Here is a 15,136-nt window from a genome sequence, read left to right as displayed (position 1 = left end):
TTCCGGCCTGCGCCGGAATGACGTGCTTGGGGTTTTTATGGAGAATCATGTGTCTATCCCGCCTCCATCAATTGTCCCAAAGCGATACCGCCATCGTTGCACGGAAGACGTTGCGGCAGGAACGCCGCGAACCCTGCCTCACGCAAGCCCCGCAACGCCAGTTCCGCCAGCAACTTGTTCTGGAACACGCCGCCGCTCAGTCCCACTGCATCGAACGGCCGCTGCGCGTGCAAGCGTTGCGCCAGCGCCACGATGCCCTGCGCCAGACTCAGATGACATTGCATCGCACGCGTCGCTTGCGGCACATCGTCGCGCAGCATGGCGGCGAGCAAGGGTTGCCAGTCGATGGGCCACACGCCTTTGGCATCCGACTGCACGGGCAGCGTGATCGCCTCGGCATCGCCTGCGGCGGCGTGCTCCAGCAGCATGCCGCCCTGCCCTTCATAGCTCGCGTGGTCGAGCAGGCCGAGCAGATGCGCGATGCCGTCGAACAATCTTCCCGCCGCACTGGTGAGCGGCGCGTTGAGGCCGCGCTGCCAGGCCGTGTGCAACAGCGCCGCATCCGCCACCGGGAAGTTGCGCGCCACGCCCGCCTCCCAGCACAGCCCGGCTGCGGCACGCCAGGGTTCGCGCGCCGCGCGTTCGCCGCCGGGCAAGCGGAACGGACGCAGGCTGGCGACGCGCTGCCAGTCGCCGATGCGACCATGCAGCGTCTCGCCGCCCCACAACGTGCCATCCTCGCCCAATCCCACACCATCCCAAGTGAAGGTCAGCCAGGTGTTGTCTGCGCCATGCTCCAGTGCCAGCGCAGCGGCATGGGCGTGATGATGCCAGACCGGGTGCACCGGCAGTCCCTGCTGCTGCGCCCAACGGCGGCTGGCGTAATGGGGATGCGCGTCGCACACCAGGCGCTCTGCCGTCACGCCATACAAGCGCTGCAGGTCGGCGACGACCTGCTCGAACACGTGCAAACTGCGCGGCGCATCGAGGTCGCCGATGTGCGGCGACAATACCGCGCGCCTGCCCCAGCCGAGGGCGATGGTGTTCTTCATGTGTCCGCCCACGGCCAGTGTCGGCTGCGCCAGTTCGAACGGCAGTTCGAGTTCGATGGGGGCAATGCCGCGCCCGGCGCGGATCAGGCGCGGTTGCCCGGCGATGATGCGCACCACCGCGTCGTCCGCCGGGCGCGCGATGGGGCGGTCGTGATGCAGAAAGGCATCGGCCACCGCGCCCAGGCGCGCCTCCACTTCGGCCGCATCGGTCAGAACCGGTTCGCCGCTGAGGTTGGCCGAGGTCGCCACCAGCGGAACGCCCAGCGCCTCCAGCAACAGATGATGCAAAGGATTGTAAGGCAGCATCGCGCCGACCTCGCGCAGGCTGGGGGCGATGGCGTCGGGCAATGTTGCATCCGCCCGACGACGCAACAGCACGATGGGACGCGAGGCATCGCACAGCGCGGCTTCCGCCTGCGCATCGGCTTCCAGCGCGACACGCACCGCCGCCATGTCGCTGAACATCACTGCCAGTGCCTTGTGCGGCCGCTGTTTGCGGGTGCGCAATCTTTCGATGGCCGCCACGTTCGTCGCGTCGCACATCAGGTGATAGCCGCCGATGCCTTTCACCGCGACGATATCGCCACTACGTAGCGCTGCGATGCACGCTTGCAGTGCGAATTCGCGCTGCAACCTCTCCCCGCCAGCAACGAAGCGCAGCTGCGGCCCGCACTGTGGACAAGCAATGGGCTCGGCGTGGAAGCGTCGGTCGGTCGGGTCTTCGTATTCGGCACGGCAGGCATCGCACAGCGCGAAGTGCGCCATCGTGGTATTGGCGCGGTCATACGGCATGCGTTCGATCAGCGTGTAGCGCGGCCCGCATTGCGTGCAGTTGATGAAGGGATAACGATAGCGCCGATCCTGTGGGTCCAGCATCTCGCGCTGGCAGTCCGGACACAGGTAGAGATCGGGCGGAACGTGGATGTCCGCCGCATCATCCGCCGCGCTGTCTTGGATCTCGAAATGTGTCCATTCTCCGACTGCGATGTCGCGCGTCTCGGCGATCTGCGGCCGGGACAGCGGCGGCGCTTCGGCGAGCAAGGCTTGCGCAAAATCGTGCAGTGCCTGCGCATCGCCTGCCGCCTCGATCAGCACTTGCCCGGCACGGTTCTGCACGAATCCGCGCAGGCGATGACGTTGCGCTAACAGGAATACGAAAGGCCGGAAGCCGACGCCCTGTACTCGGCCGGTGAGCAGCCAGCGCCGCGCTTCAGGCATGCTCCCGCGCCCTCACGCCGCTGCTCCACCAGATGCGGCACGCGCCTTCGTCGGACACCATGCACGGCCCGACCGGCTGTTTGGGGGTGCAGGCCGTGCCATACAGTTTGCAGGCATCGGGTGCGATGCGGCCCAGCACCACCTGCGCGCAATCGCAGCCCGGCGGCATCTGCCCGGCGCGCTTGCGTGCGGCATCGTTGAAATCGGGGAAACGCGTGCGCGCATCCTGTGCCGCGAAGCGCGGCGCCAGCACATAGCCGGAAGCCGGGATGATGCCGATGCCTCGCCAGTTGGCATCGCTCACCTCGAACGCCTGCGCCAGTTGCCGCTGCGCCGCCGGATTGCCGCCGGCACGCACCAGCTCGGGATAACAGTTGTCGAGGAACCGCTTCCCCTCCACCAGCTGGCGCAGCACCGAATACATCGCCGCCAGCAGCGACACCGGCGTGAAGCCGGCCACGGCAGCGGGGATGTGATGTTTGTCCACGATGAACTGCCACTCTTCCGGCCCCATCACGGTGGAGACATGGCCGGGCGCAACCAGCGCATCGAAGCCCGGCGCACCGGAATCCAGCAGCATGGCCACTGCCGGCCAGGTGAGACGACCCGACAGCAACAGCGAGAGATTGTCCGGCACGCCTTCCAGCAACATCGCCGCCACCGGCGCCATGGTGGTCTCGAAACCGGCGGCGAAGAACACCACCTGCCGGTCAGGATGCTGCTGTGCGATCTGCACCGCCTCGCGCGGACTGGCGATGGGCCGCACATCCGCGCCCGCCGCCTTGGCCTGCTCCAGCGAGCGCAGTTCACCCTTGGGGACGTTCACCGGCACCCGCAGCATGTCGCCGAACGCGACCAGGATCACGTTCGCATGCACGGCAAGCTGGATCGCCTGATACACATCCTCTTCCGGACACACGCACACCGGGCAACCCGGGCCTGCAATCAATTGGACTTGTTCGGGTAAGGCCGTGCGCAGACCAGCCATGGAGATGGAACGCTCGTGCCCGCCGCACACGTTCATGATACGCACGGGGCGCTCCAGTTTCAGCGCATGGATGCGGGTCAGCCAGGCTTGGGCATCAAGCATCGTTGCCCTCTGCCGCCAGCACCTCGTCCAGCAGCTCCCAGGTGGAGCGTGCCTCCTGCTCGGTCATCACCTGCAAGGCATAGCCGACATGCACCATCACATGGTCGCCGACCTTGACCTCCTCGCCCTGCAGCAGGAACAGGCTCACGTCACGCGACACACCGCGTGCCTCGCAGCGCGCGTTGTAGCCATCGATGCTGACGACCTGCATGGGGATGCCGAGGCACATGGGGTTACACCAAATGTTTGATTGAAGTCGTCACATTCTAATGCTAGATTGCGTCCGTCGCCCGCTCACCATTTCCTTCGTCATGCGTGAACCTGGAAACACACTGATCCTCGGTATCGGCAACAGCCTGTTGCAGGACGAAGGCGCGGGTATCCATGCGATGAACCATCTGCGCGAGGCCCTCTCGGATCGCGACGACATCACCTTCCTCGACGGCGGCACCCTCAGTTTCAGCCTGGCCTCTGCCATCGAGGATACTTCCCGCCTGATCGTCATCGACGCAGCAAACCTCAATGCTGCCCCCGGTCATTCGCAGGTGTTCGAAGGCGAGGCGATGGATGAATTCCTGGGCAGCAACCGCAAACGCAGCGTGCACGAGGTCAGCCTGCTAGACCTGATGGCCATCGCCCATCTGGCCGACCACCTGCCGCCACGCCGCGCCTTGATCGGCATCCAGCCCGACAGGATAGACTGGGGCGAACATCCCTCACCTGCTGTTGCCGCCGCCCTGCCACAGGTCTGCTCCCAAGCGATGAAGATACTGAAGGGGTGGCGATGAGTCTGGACGACATTTCCATCAAAGTGGCCGCCGACCTGAATTCGGTAGGCAGTGTCGATGCAGTGCTCAACGAGATCGCCACCCGTCTGGAGCGTTTCATCGCCAGCGGCGAGACGGCAATTATCGACCTGAAGAGTCTGCCTTTCTCCCCCTCGGAATATGAAGCATTGCGTACCGCGCTGGGGCGCGGGGAAGTCTCGGCACGGCTGGAGACCATCGGCGATTCAGAACTCTACGAGACGCATTACGCGGGCGTGTGGTGGGTGACCCATTACAACGTGGAAGGTGATGTGATCGCCGACCTGATCGAGATCGCCGCAGTACCCGCCATTCTGCACAGTCAGCCGGAGGATGTGCAGGATGGTCTGGAAAGATTGCAACGCACCCTGTCGCAAGAAAAGTGAGGTGACACGATGGAACACGAAACACTGGAACAGCGGCTGCACGAACAAGGCATCAGCCGCCGCAGTTTCCTCAAATTCTGTGCCGCGATGGCGACCATGATGGCACTGCCACCCGGCAGTGCCAGTGCCATCGCCGCCACACTGGCAAAAGTGAAACGTCCTTCGGTGATCTGGCTGTCGTTCCAGGAATGCACCGGCTGCACCGAATCGCTGACGCGCTCTCATTCGCCGACGCTGGAGAGCGTGATCTTCGACATGGTGTCGCTCGACTACCACCACACGCTGCAGGCCGCTTCCGGCCACGCCGCCGAGCAGGCACGCGACGACGCGATGAAGGAATTCCACGGCAAATATCTGTTGCTGGTGGACGGTTCCATCCCGATCAAGGACGGCGGCGTGTATTCCACCATCGCGGGTCGTACCAATCTCGACATGCTGCTGGAGGCCGCCGAGGGCGCGGCGGCCATCGTCGCGGTCGGCAGTTGTGCCGCGTTCGGCGGCCTGCCCAACGCGCAGCCCAACCCCACCGGCGCAGTGGCGGTGTCCGACCTCATCAAAGACAAACCCATCATCAACATCTCCGGCTGCCCGCCCATTCCCGCCGTCATCACCGGAGTGCTGGCGCATTACCTGACCTTCGGCGCACTGCCCGCGCTCGACGCGCTGGGCCGTCCCAAAGCGTTCTACGGCGAGACCATCCACGACCGCTGCTACCGCCGCCCGATGTACGAACAGGGCAAGTTCGCCCGAACCTTCGACGACGAGGGCGCGCGCAACGGCTGGTGTCTGTACGAGCTCGGCTGCAAGGGGCCGACCACGCACAACGCCTGCGCGACCACCAAGTGGAACGGTGGCACCAGCTTCCCCATCGAGTCTGGACACGGCTGCATCGGCTGCTCGGAACCGAAGTTCTGGGACGCAGGCAGTTTCTATGCACCGCTGCCCGCCCCCACCGCCGACATCGCCAGCGTGGCGAAAACGGCAGCGGTCGTGGGCGCGGCGGCGGCGGTCATCGCCGGGGCAGTGGATCGCGGCAAGAAGACACAATTGCAACAGTCACGCGTGAAGATTACGGTCGAAGATCTGAAGGGAGACTGAGATGGTCACACAGGAAATATTGCTCTGGGTGCGCGGTACCGGCTTGCAGATCGCCGTGGCGGTATTCGTGATCGGTATGGTCTTCCGCATGCTGCATATCCGGATGCTGGGCCGCAAAAAATCGCTGGCACAGGCACGCGGCTCGGAATGGTCGGGCGGCTTGCGTACCATATGGAAACGCAGTCTCGTTTCGACCAGACTGAGCGCACGCGGCTATTTCACGGTCATCGCCGGTTTCATCTTTCACATCGGTTTCTTCGTCACCCTCCTCTTCCTCAGCCAGCACATCGACCTGATCCGCGCCGTGCTGGGCCTGCACTGGCCGGCCATGCCGCGCGGCGTGATCGACATGGCCGCCGTGCTTTCCATCGCCGCCATGGTCGCGCTGCTGGTGCATCGCTTCGTCGATCCGGTGAAACGGCTGTTGTCCGATTTCCAGGATTACCTCACCTGGCTACTCTCTTTCCTGCCGCTGCTGAGCGGCTTCTTGCTGCTGCGCGAGATCGGTTTCGAGTACATCACACTGCTGACGCTGCACATCGCCAGCGTGGAACTGCTGCTCATCGTCGCGCCGTTCACCAAGCTGGCGCACATGTTCACCACCTTCATGGCGCGCTGGTACAACGGCGCGGTGAACGGGTTCAAAGGCATCAACATATGAGGAGGAAAGTATGAGCAGGAAGCAGGGGCCCCGCGCAGCGGGGATGCGACCGTCCGCGAATGCTTCCGGTCGCCGACAAACACAACGTTGCGATACTCGAATCTTTAATGAGGCGACGATATGACCACATCACTCCAGAACGGCATCAACACCCTGCTTGCTCAGATCGACGCGCCGACAGCCAGCTTCTTCTCCTCCTGCGTGCATTGCGGATTGTGTGCCGATGCCTGCTTGTTCTACACCGAGACCGGCGACCCGAAATACACGCCCATCCACAAGCTGGAGCCGATGCGCCGCCTGTGGCAGCAGGAATATACCTTCTGGGGCAAGCTGATGAAGGGCATCGGTCTGTCCAAACCCGTCACTGACGAGGAACTGGCCGAGTGGGAACCGCTGGTCTACGACAGTTGCACGTTGTGCGGTCGCTGCTCGCTGGTGTGCCCTGTCGGCAACGACATCGTGTACATGGTGCGCAAGATGCGCGAAGGCATGGTCGCTTCGGGTCATGCGCCGGAAGGTTTGAAAGGCGCGACGCAACGCGCCATCGAACTGGGCAGCCCGATGGGTGTGAACCTGAACACGCTGAAGGCGCAGATCAAACACGCGGAGAAAGAGACCGGCCTCACCGTGCCGCTGGATGTGGAAGGTGCGGATTACATGATGGTGTTGTCGTCCGCCGAAGTCGCTGACTACCCGGAGATCATCGGCGCGGTGACACGCATCTTCAAACAGGCGAACGTGTCATGGACGCTGGCCTCGGACGGTTTCGAAGGCACCAACAGCGGCATCCAGATCGGTTCATCCGATCTGGCGGCGGAACTGGTCGGACGCATCGTGCGCGCCGCCGAACGCCTCAAGGTGAAATACGTCATCAGCCCGGAGTGCGGCCACGCCTTCACCGCTCTGCGCTGGGAAGGCCCCAACCTGATCGGCCGCCCCTTCCCGTTCAAGGTGATCCACATCATCGAACTGCTGGATGAATTGCGCAGCTCGGGCCGACTGAAGACCGAGGGCGTGGACGAGACACGCATGACCTTCCACGACCCGTGCCAGATGGTGCGGCGCGGCGGCGTGATCGAACAGCCGCGCACGCTGATGCACATGGTCGCGCCCAACTTCGTCGAGATGCCCGAGCCCGGCGTGCAGAACTGGTGTTGCGGCGGGGGCGGCGGCGTCAGCGCCAACCACCGTGCCGAACCGCTGCGCAACCAGGTGTTCAGCCGCAAGAAGGCACAGCTCGACGCGGTCAACGTAAAGACCATCGTCACCTCCTGCTCCAACTGCCGCAGCATGCTGCTGGACGGACTGGAGAACCATCACATGGACATCGAAGTGATCGGCCTGACCGAACTCGTCGCCGAGCATCTGGCGGATAACGCAGAAGGGAAAGCATCATGAGCAGAAGAGTCGTCGTCGATCCCATCACCCGCATCGAGGGCCACCTGCGCATCGAAGCCGAGACCGATGCCAGCGGGCGCATCACACAAGCCTCCAGCGCGGGCACCATGGTGCGCGGCATCGAGATCATCCTGCGCGGTCGCGACCCGCGCGATGCTTGGGCTTTCGCGCAACGCATCTGCGGCGTGTGCACATTGGTGCACGGCATCGCCTCGGTACGCGCGGTGGAAGATGCACTGAACTATGAAGTGCCTGCCAATGCACAGCTGATCCGCAACCTGATGATCGGTGCGCAATACATCCACGACCATGTGATGCACTTTTATCATCTGCACGCGCTGGATTGGGTGGACGTGGTGTCCGCACTGAAAGCCGACCCGAAAGCCACCTCGCAACTGGCGCAGACGGTCAGCCCGTCCTACCCGAAATCCTCGCCCGGCTATTTCGCCGACGTGCAGAAGAAGGTCAAACAGTTCGTCGAAGGCGGCCAGCTCGGCATCTTCGCCAACGGCTACTGGGGCCATCCCGCCTATAAGCTGCCGCCCGAAGCCAACCTGATGGCCGTCGCGCATTACCTCGACGCGCTCGCCTGGCAGCGCGACGTGGCCAAGCTGCACACCATCTTCGGTGGCAAGAACCCGCACCCCAACTTCGTGGTCGGCGGCGTGCCCTGCGCCATCAGCGTCAATTCGGAACACGAAGGCGCGACATCGCTCAACATGGTGGGCCTGTCCAAGGTGCAGAACATCATCAACCAGATGCGCGAATTCGTGGATCAGGTGTATGTGCCGGACACGCTGGCCATCGCCGGGTTCTACAAGGACTGGGCGCAACAGGGCGAAGGCGTGGGCAACTTCCTCACCTATGGCGACTTCCCCGCCAAAGGCATCAACGACCCGGCCAGCAACCTCATCCCCGCCGGTGTCATCCTCAACCGCGACCTGTCCACCATCCATCCGGTAGACCTGCATGCCGAGAACGAGATCGAGGAATACGTCGCGCATTCCTGGTACGACTACAGCGTGGGCAAGGAAAAAGGTCTGCATCCGTACAAGGGCGAGACCGCCTTGCACTACACCGGCCCGAAACCGCCCTACGAGAATCTCGAAACCGAGAAAGAATATTCATGGCTCAAGTCGCCGCGCTGGAAAGGCAAGGCGATGGAAGTCGGCCCGCTGGCGCGCGTGCTGATGCTGTATGCCAGCGGCCACGAGCAGACCCGCGAACTGGTCGGCATGACATTGAAGAAACTGGACGTGCCGGTGCAGGCGCTCTACTCCACGCTGGGCCGCACCGCCGCACGCACGCTGGAGACCAAGATCCTCGCCGACGCGATGCAAGGCTGGTACGACCAACTCATCGCCAACATCAAGGCGGGCGATGTGCGCACCTTCAACGAGACGAAATGGGACCCGTCCAGCTGGCCGTCACTGGCCAAAGGCGCCGGTTTCATGGAAGCCCCGCGCGGTGCGTTGGCACACTGGATCGTGATCAAGGACGGCAAGATCGACAACTACCAGGCCGTGGTACCCAGCACCTGGAACGCCGGCCCGCGCGATGCGAACGGACAGGAAGGCCCGTACGAAGCCGCGCTCAGAGGCCACAAATTGCACGACCCCAAGCAACCCATCGAGATCCTGCGCACCATCCACAGCTTCGATCCCTGCATCGCCTGCGCGGTGCACGTGACCGATCCGGATGGCGAAGAACTTGTTAAAGTGAAGATCAAATAAAAGGAATACCGCACATGAAACGCAACTACATCACCCTCACCCTGCTCTTCATCAGCACTGCCGCCAGCGCACACACCAGCCACGATGTCTCCGGTTTCGCCAGCGGCTTCGCCCACCCGTTCAGCGGCATGGATCACCTGCTCGCCATGCTGGCTGTCGGCCTGTGGGCCGGACAATTGGGCGGACAACGCATCTGGCAATTGCCAGCCACCTTCATGCTGATGCTGGCTGGCGGTGCATTCATCGGCATGATGGTTCCCTCGCTGACACTGATCGAACCCGGCATCGCCGCTTCGGTGCTGATACTCGGCCTGCTCATCGCCAGCCCCACTAAACTGGCATTGCCGCTCAGCTTCGCACTCACCGCAGCCTTCGGCATCTTCCACGGCTACGCGCACGGCACCGAAATGCCCAGCGCCGCCGCCCCGCTCGTCTATGCCGCAGGCTTCCTGCTTGCCACCGCCTCTCTGCATGTGAGCGGCATCTTCATGGGCAATGCGTTGCGTGAACGTTTCGTGCGTTGGGTTCAGGTGGTTGGGATGGGCATCGCGGCAATGGGGGCGTGGATGCTGGTGACGGTTTGATCAGGAGTGACCTGACCCCATGCGTCTGCATGGGGTGTTGTTTTCAACAAAGAAAAAGATCTTTACGCGCCGTGCTTGATGACGGCGCTTTCCACTTTGCTGGCCAGTTGCGTGATGGAGAGTGCGGCGGGACAACCCGGATCGGCTTGTGCCAGCAATTGGCGTTTCATGATGGCTTGACGCACGGCGGTATCGGCGGGGATGTCGCCCATGTGGATCAGTTTCAGCGGGTGCTCGGAATCCTTGTTCACGAAGCGGTCCAGCACTTGCTGCAACTGGGTGGTGATGGCGGTGCCGTCGCCGGTGCGTGACACCTGATTGATGACGACGCGGATGCTTTGCCGTTTCTGTTGCGCGCCCAGCACCTTGATAGTGGCGTAGGCATCGATCAGCGCGGTCGGCTCGGGTGTGGCGACCAGCAGCACTTCGGAAGCCATGGACACCGCGAACAACACCACGTCGGAGATACCCGCGCCGGTGTCCAGCAGCACGATGTCGTAGTTCGGCACCAGACTTTCCATGATGCGCAGGAAATCGTCGCGAACTTCGGGGGCCAGACGCGAATATTCCACCATACCGGAACCGGCCAGCAGCACCGAGAAACCGCCCGGTGCCTTGTAGATCGCGTCTTCCAGTTTGGATTTGCCGGTGAAGACATCGTGCAAGGTGATCTTGGGATAGAGATTGAGCACCACATCCAGATTGGCCAGACCAAGGTCGGCATCCAGCACCAGCACACGCAATCCGCGCTTGGCCAGCGCGGAGGCGAGGTTGGCCGAGACGAAGGTCTTGCCGACGCCGCCCTTGCCGCTGGTGACGGCGATCACCTTGCTGCGCGACTTGAGCGCCAGCACGGGGTCTGCTGTGTCGTCTTGTGGTGGATTCGATACTTCGCTCATCTTCAATACGCCCTGTTCATTTCACTGTCTGTCACTGCACTGCCTGCTGCATCGCCGGACGCGGGATCCCCGAACAGGAGATGCCCGAACAACATGCCTTTCTCATCTGCACTAACGGCAACGCCGTGCTGTTCTTCAATGAAAACGCGATTCCGTCCCGCCGACTTGGCGCGATAGAGCTGTTCGTCCGCGCGCTCGGTCCACAGCTCGATGGTGGAACGCACCCACTCCGGCGCAAAGGCACCGCCGATGCTGATGGTGACGTGGATGGTTTCCGTGGGGGACACGACGATGCTGAGTTCGGATACCGCCTCGCGGATGCGCTCCGCGACCACCGGTCCGAAGGTGGCCGGGCAGTTCGGCAGGATGGCGGCGAACTCCTCGCCGCCGAAACGCGACACGGTATCCATCGGGCGCACACAGGCTTCCAGACATTTGGAGACCGCCTGCAGCACCAGATCACCCGCATGGTGACCGTAGGTATCGTTGACCTTCTTGAAGTGGTCGATGTCCATGATCAGCAGCAGGACCGACTCGCCCGAACGCGCGACCGCTTCGATCTCTCGGTTGAGCAGATGGTTGAAATGCCGCCGGTTGGACAGTCCGGTGAGCGGATCGCGCAGGGACAGTTCGCACAAACCGTCCAGGATGGTCTGCATGTACTCGACGGGAGAGGCTTCCGGCGCGGGCAGCACGCTGGACGGATCGTGCTCAAGCAAGGCACGCGCGTCGTCCAGGCGCAGGTCGCCCAGTCTGATCACGGAAGAGTCGGTCGCAGAAGCCACAGGATACGAATAGTGTCGATGAATAACGGCGGGAACATCCCGCGCACGGCACGAAGTATCCTTGCCCATGCGCGCCCAGTCAATGCCGATCTGGACAGCCGGCCAGTGAGCATGGGATCGCAGCGGTGATCCAGATTAAATCCTCACCATTTTCAGTTAGCATCTTGCCACCGTATTTCCCCGACCTATCGGCATGGACAAACTCCGCCTCACCCTCCTCACCCTCCTCACCACGCTGACCATGATCGCCTTCGCCGGCAATTCATTGTTGTGCCGCATGGCACTGAAGGAGACCGGCATCGACGCGGCCACCTTCACCAGCGTTCGTTTGTTGTCCGGTGCTGCGATGTTGTGGCTGTTGATGAGTTTGCAAAGACAGGCACCGCTCGTACACGGCAACTGGCGCAGCGCGACGGCTTTGTTCATCTATGCCATCGCACTCTCCTACGCCTACCGCAGCATAGACACAGGCGCGGGTGCGTTGATGCTGTTCGGTGCGGTGCAGGCGACCATGCTCATCGCCGGATTCCTCGCGGGTGAACGCATGACGGCCATGCAGAGTGCAGGCTTCGTGGCGGCGATGGTCGGCCTGGTGATATTGGTGACGCCCGGCGTGGAAGCGCCGTCGGTGCTCGATTCGATATTGATGCTGGTGAGCGGCGTCGCCTGGGGTGTGTATTCGATGCTGGGCAGAGGGCAGACCAATCCGGCTGCGGCCACTGCGGGTAACTTCCTGCGCGCCGCGCCGCTGACCATCGCACTCTCGCTGCTCACCCTGCCCTGGCTGCAACTGGATGCGCAAGGCGTGCTGTATGCCGTGCTGTCCGGCGCGGTGACGTCGGCCTTGGGTTATGTGCTGTGGTATCGCGTGCTGCAACACATGCGTGCGATGACGGCTTCGACGGTGCAACTCTCCGCGCCGGTGCTGGCTGCGGTCGCTGGAATATTGCTACTGGGCGAAACGGTCACACACGATCTGTTGGTCGCTTCGGTGTTGATACTGGGTGGTATCTTGCTGGTGCTGCGTTACGGCAAGCGCTGACTCAAACGCGCAACGCGGCTGAGATATTCTGCAATGCTTGCAAGATGACACTGCGCGGGGCGCCGATGTTCATGCGCATGTATCCACTGCCCTCGATGCCGAACATCGCACCCGGACTCAAACCGACACCTGCCTTCTGCACGAAGAAATCTTTCAATTGCTTGTCACTCAGGCCCATTGCGCGACAATCCAGCCACAACAGGTATGTCCCTTCCGGCTCGATCATCCTGATCTGCCGCAGTCGCTGGTGCAGGTAGTCGCGCACCATGTCGCGCGTGCCTGACAGATACTCCATCAGATCATCCAGCCAGGGTGCGCCCTCGCGATACGCGGCTTCGAATGCGGCGATGCTGAACGGGTTGCTGGCGCTGACGTGCAGCGTGTCGAAGGCCTGCGTGATGGCTTTGCGATCCGCCGCCTCGTGCACGACGAGCGCGGACAGGCCGAGGCCGGGGATGTTGAAGGTCTTGCTGGGTGCGACGGCGGTGACGATCTTCACCTTGTCGTTCATGGTGGCGAGCGGCACATGCCGGTAACCGGGATAGATCAGGTCGGCGTGTATCTCGTCCGACACCACGGTGATGTCATGCTGCTCGCATACTGCCAGCAGCGCCTGCAACTCTTCCTGCTGCCACACGCGCCCGACCGGATTGTGGGGCGAACACAGGATCAGCATCCGCCCGCCGTCATGCGCACAGCGTTCGAGGTCTTCCAGATCGAAAGTGTATCGACCCGCTTCCAGCTTGAGCGGATTGAGCAGCGGCTTGCGTCCGCATATCCCGGCAGCGGAAAGGAACGGCGCATACACCGGCGGCTGCACGATCACACTGTCTCCGGGCTGCGTCAGCGCCATGATGCAGGCGTGCAGCGAGGGCACCACACCGGGACAGAACAGGATGGATCCGCCAGCGATGTGCCAATGGTGGCGCGTGGCCAGCCAGTGCATCAGTGCGTCGTTCAGCGATGGCGGGAAGATGGTGTAACCGAAGACTGGATGCGCGGCGCGCTGCGTCAGTGCGCGCTGCACCGCATCCGGCACGGCGAAATCCATGTCGGCAACCCATAGCGGGATGACATCGTCGCGACCGAACACGGCCTGCCTTGCATCGTATTTCAGGCTGGCAGTGTGTTGTCTATCCGGGGCGGAATCAAAGCGTGGGTCCATGGCCGCAATATAGCCGAAAAGCGCGGCCGCGGATGGTCACACGGCCGGCCAATGGGCCGTCGCCACGCCCTCGCCCAGATCCGCCTCGATCAGGCGGCGGCGCACTTCCAGCAGGCGCGCGATGAGCGCGGGTTCGTGCAGCGCGTAAGCCTCGGCATCCGGGATGCGCTTCACCACCACGCCGAGCAATTCGGTGATGGCGTTGCCGATGGAGTTCTGGCTGATGGTGACGATCAGTTTGCCTGCATCGTTGCGGTAGATGAGTTGTTTGAAGGCAGGCTGCCAGCGGATGGCATTGGCATATTTCGCGTCGACGATGCAGTGGTCGCGCACCTTCTTGGCCGTCTTCATGAAGTCGTTGTTGAACAGCAGCACGCTCTCCACCTGTTCGGGGAAGTACACATCCGGCAGCATGGGCGCGTTGTGCGTGGAGACCTGCGAGAAGAAAGTGCGGTAGAAATCGATGAAGCCTTTCAGCACTTCGTCGTACTCTCTCCAGAAATGCACATCCTTGAGCGCCGCCGCACCGCCCTGCACCTCCCAGCTCGGCAAGCCCTGCGGGTAACCGGTCAAGGCGATGCGCGCATCGGACTCGCTGGCGGGCTTGAGTATCTGCAAATGTAATGCCTTGTCGAAAAAGTCGCGGTATACATCGCGCATGTAGGCCTGGAACAGGCTGTGCTGCCCGCCGTCGGTCAGGTTGGGATCGTCCGGGTCGGCTGCTTTCGCATCGCGCAACATCTGCTTCGGGAAGACTACGAAATGGTTGTGCAACATGCGGATGCTGGGCACGCCGGGCGAAGTCAGCGGCCAGGTCGCATCCAGACTCGCTTCGCCCGCCAGGATCAGCGCCTCGTCCGGATCTGGGTATTGCTCCAGCATGTAATCGATGACGATCTGGTTCATGCGGTTCCACACCTGCTTCACGTTCTCCGCCACCTGCGTGCGCCGCACCGGGCGGCCCAGCGGGTTGAGGATGGTCTTGGACGTGTTGTAGATGATGGAGCAGTCGAACTCGGTGCTATGGCCCAGTGCCTTGCGATACAGCAGCAGGTTCTCAGGATTGATCAGCAGACCATTGTTGTTCGCCAGGTCGTTGAGATTCTCGGTGCTATTGAAGAACTCGTTGTGTTTCAGACCTTCCGGCACATCCAGCGGGATGGGGCGGAACGGTGTGACGATCTCGCGCGGGCCGGGTCGCATGACTCAGCCCTGTCCG

The 15,136-nt window shown here is 62.7% G+C and carries 15 protein-coding genes; 8 read left to right on the top strand and 7 right to left on the bottom strand.

The features are described 5' to 3' along the window. Positions 1–53: 53 nt before the first annotated feature. From hypF to ACYPYQ_RS08340, 3 genes are read right to left on the bottom strand one after another with little or no spacing between them, the layout of a single operon-like run. The gene (gene hypF / locus ACYPYQ_RS08350; protein WP_459722732.1) at positions 54–2,270 is read right to left on the bottom strand and encodes a carbamoyltransferase HypF; all 2,217 of its coding nucleotides are present in this window, start codon (positions 2,268–2,270) and stop codon (positions 54–56) included. Next, positions 2,263–3,360: a hydrogenase formation protein HypD gene (hypD, locus tag ACYPYQ_RS08345; protein ID WP_459722729.1), complete on the bottom strand. Its 1,098-nt coding sequence runs from the start codon at positions 3,358–3,360 to the stop codon at positions 2,263–2,265. The genes hypF and hypD overlap by 8 nt, the downstream gene beginning before the upstream one ends. Further along, a complete protein-coding gene (locus ACYPYQ_RS08340; protein WP_459722727.1) occupies positions 3,353–3,589 on the bottom strand; it encodes a HypC/HybG/HupF family hydrogenase formation chaperone in 237 nt (78 codons plus the stop codon). The genes hypD and ACYPYQ_RS08340 overlap by 8 nt, the downstream gene beginning before the upstream one ends. Positions 3,590–3,671: 82 nt before the next feature. On the opposite strand from ACYPYQ_RS08340, the gene ACYPYQ_RS08335 reads away from it, so the two are divergent. The 7 genes from ACYPYQ_RS08335 to ACYPYQ_RS08305 all read left to right on the top strand — a co-directional run bounded on the left by ACYPYQ_RS08335 (position 3,672) and on the right by ACYPYQ_RS08305 (position 10,026). Further along, positions 3,672–4,148 carry a HyaD/HybD family hydrogenase maturation endopeptidase gene (locus ACYPYQ_RS08335; RefSeq protein WP_459722726.1) on the top strand — a complete coding sequence of 159 codons (477 nt, stop codon included), beginning with the start codon at positions 3,672–3,674 and terminating at the stop codon, positions 4,146–4,148. Next, complete coding sequence (locus ACYPYQ_RS08330; protein WP_459722724.1) at positions 4,145–4,552, top strand: hydrogenase expression/formation C-terminal domain-containing protein; 408 nt, start codon at positions 4,145–4,147, stop codon at positions 4,550–4,552. Before ACYPYQ_RS08335 ends, ACYPYQ_RS08330 begins: the two co-directional genes overlap by 4 nt. Positions 4,553–4,561: 9 nt before the next feature. Beyond that, positions 4,562–5,650, top strand: a complete 1,089-nt coding sequence (locus tag ACYPYQ_RS08325) for a hydrogenase small subunit (RefSeq protein WP_459722722.1) — start codon at positions 4,562–4,564, stop codon at positions 5,648–5,650. A gap of 1 nt (position 5,651) precedes the next feature. Continuing rightward, the gene (locus ACYPYQ_RS08320; RefSeq protein ID WP_459722720.1) at positions 5,652–6,311 is read left to right on the top strand and encodes a hypothetical protein; all 660 of its coding nucleotides are present in this window, start codon (positions 5,652–5,654) and stop codon (positions 6,309–6,311) included. Between the two features lie 120 nt (positions 6,312–6,431). Continuing rightward, positions 6,432–7,709, top strand: coding sequence for a (Fe-S)-binding protein (locus ACYPYQ_RS08315; RefSeq protein ID WP_459722717.1), 1,278 nt, complete (start codon positions 6,432–6,434; stop codon positions 7,707–7,709). Next, positions 7,706–9,442, top strand: coding sequence for a nickel-dependent hydrogenase large subunit (locus tag ACYPYQ_RS08310; RefSeq protein WP_459722714.1), 1,737 nt, complete (start codon positions 7,706–7,708; stop codon positions 9,440–9,442). Before ACYPYQ_RS08315 ends, ACYPYQ_RS08310 begins: the two co-directional genes overlap by 4 nt. Before the next feature lie 14 nt (positions 9,443–9,456). Next, complete coding sequence (locus ACYPYQ_RS08305; RefSeq protein WP_459722711.1) at positions 9,457–10,026, top strand: HupE/UreJ family protein; 570 nt, start codon at positions 9,457–9,459, stop codon at positions 10,024–10,026. Positions 10,027–10,088: 62 nt separating this feature from the next. Here ACYPYQ_RS08305 and ACYPYQ_RS08300 read toward each other — a convergent pair whose 3' ends face one another. Both ACYPYQ_RS08300 and ACYPYQ_RS08295 read right to left on the bottom strand, forming a co-directional pair. After that, complete coding sequence (locus tag ACYPYQ_RS08300; protein ID WP_459722708.1) at positions 10,089–10,925, bottom strand: MinD/ParA family protein; 837 nt, start codon at positions 10,923–10,925, stop codon at positions 10,089–10,091. A gap of 2 nt (positions 10,926–10,927) precedes the next feature. After that, complete coding sequence (locus ACYPYQ_RS08295; RefSeq protein ID WP_459722705.1) at positions 10,928–11,686, bottom strand: GGDEF domain-containing protein; 759 nt, start codon at positions 11,684–11,686, stop codon at positions 10,928–10,930. A gap of 217 nt (positions 11,687–11,903) precedes the next feature. On the opposite strand from ACYPYQ_RS08295, the gene ACYPYQ_RS08290 reads away from it, so the two are divergent. Then, positions 11,904–12,752 carry a DMT family transporter gene (locus tag ACYPYQ_RS08290; protein ID WP_459722702.1) on the top strand — a complete coding sequence of 283 codons (849 nt, stop codon included), beginning with the start codon at positions 11,904–11,906 and terminating at the stop codon, positions 12,750–12,752. A gap of 1 nt (position 12,753) precedes the next feature. Here the strand turns inward: ACYPYQ_RS08290 and ACYPYQ_RS08285 are convergent, their stop codons facing one another. Both ACYPYQ_RS08285 and ACYPYQ_RS08280 read right to left on the bottom strand, forming a co-directional pair. Then, on the bottom strand, positions 12,754–13,917 hold the full coding sequence (locus ACYPYQ_RS08285) for a MalY/PatB family protein (RefSeq protein WP_459722701.1): 1,164 nt from the start codon (positions 13,915–13,917) through the stop codon (positions 12,754–12,756). A 36-nt stretch (positions 13,918–13,953) separates the two neighbouring features. Next, positions 13,954–15,120: a hypothetical protein gene (locus ACYPYQ_RS08280; protein WP_459722698.1), complete on the bottom strand. Its 1,167-nt coding sequence runs from the start codon at positions 15,118–15,120 to the stop codon at positions 13,954–13,956. Positions 15,121–15,136 lie beyond the last annotated feature (16 nt).

Source organism: Sideroxyarcus sp. TK5 (assembly GCF_054601595.1).
The sequence above is the reverse complement of the archived record's forward strand: the minus strand, read 5'-3'. Positions and strand labels throughout refer to the sequence as shown.

Coding starts and splice junctions, on each gene's coding strand:
- hypF (WP_459722732.1), bottom strand. CDS start 2,270: ATGCCTGAAGCGCGGCGCTGGCTGCTCACCGGCCGAGTACAGGGCGTC.
- hypD (WP_459722729.1), bottom strand. CDS start 3,360: ATGCTTGATGCCCAAGCCTGGCTGACCCGCATCCATGCGCTGAAACTG.
- ACYPYQ_RS08340 (WP_459722727.1), bottom strand. CDS start 3,589: ATGTGCCTCGGCATCCCCATGCAGGTCGTCAGCATCGATGGCTACAAC.
- ACYPYQ_RS08335 (WP_459722726.1), top strand. CDS start 3,672: ATGCGTGAACCTGGAAACACACTGATCCTCGGTATCGGCAACAGCCTG.
- ACYPYQ_RS08330 (WP_459722724.1), top strand. CDS start 4,145: ATGAGTCTGGACGACATTTCCATCAAAGTGGCCGCCGACCTGAATTCG.
- ACYPYQ_RS08325 (WP_459722722.1), top strand. CDS start 4,562: ATGGAACACGAAACACTGGAACAGCGGCTGCACGAACAAGGCATCAGC.
- ACYPYQ_RS08320 (WP_459722720.1), top strand. CDS start 5,652: ATGGTCACACAGGAAATATTGCTCTGGGTGCGCGGTACCGGCTTGCAG.
- ACYPYQ_RS08315 (WP_459722717.1), top strand. CDS start 6,432: ATGACCACATCACTCCAGAACGGCATCAACACCCTGCTTGCTCAGATC.
- ACYPYQ_RS08310 (WP_459722714.1), top strand. CDS start 7,706: ATGAGCAGAAGAGTCGTCGTCGATCCCATCACCCGCATCGAGGGCCAC.
- ACYPYQ_RS08305 (WP_459722711.1), top strand. CDS start 9,457: ATGAAACGCAACTACATCACCCTCACCCTGCTCTTCATCAGCACTGCC.
- ACYPYQ_RS08300 (WP_459722708.1), bottom strand. CDS start 10,925: ATGAGCGAAGTATCGAATCCACCACAAGACGACACAGCAGACCCCGTG.
- ACYPYQ_RS08290 (WP_459722702.1), top strand. CDS start 11,904: ATGGACAAACTCCGCCTCACCCTCCTCACCCTCCTCACCACGCTGACC.
- ACYPYQ_RS08285 (WP_459722701.1), bottom strand. CDS start 13,917: ATGGACCCACGCTTTGATTCCGCCCCGGATAGACAACACACTGCCAGC.
- ACYPYQ_RS08280 (WP_459722698.1), bottom strand. CDS start 15,120: ATGCGACCCGGCCCGCGCGAGATCGTCACACCGTTCCGCCCCATCCCG.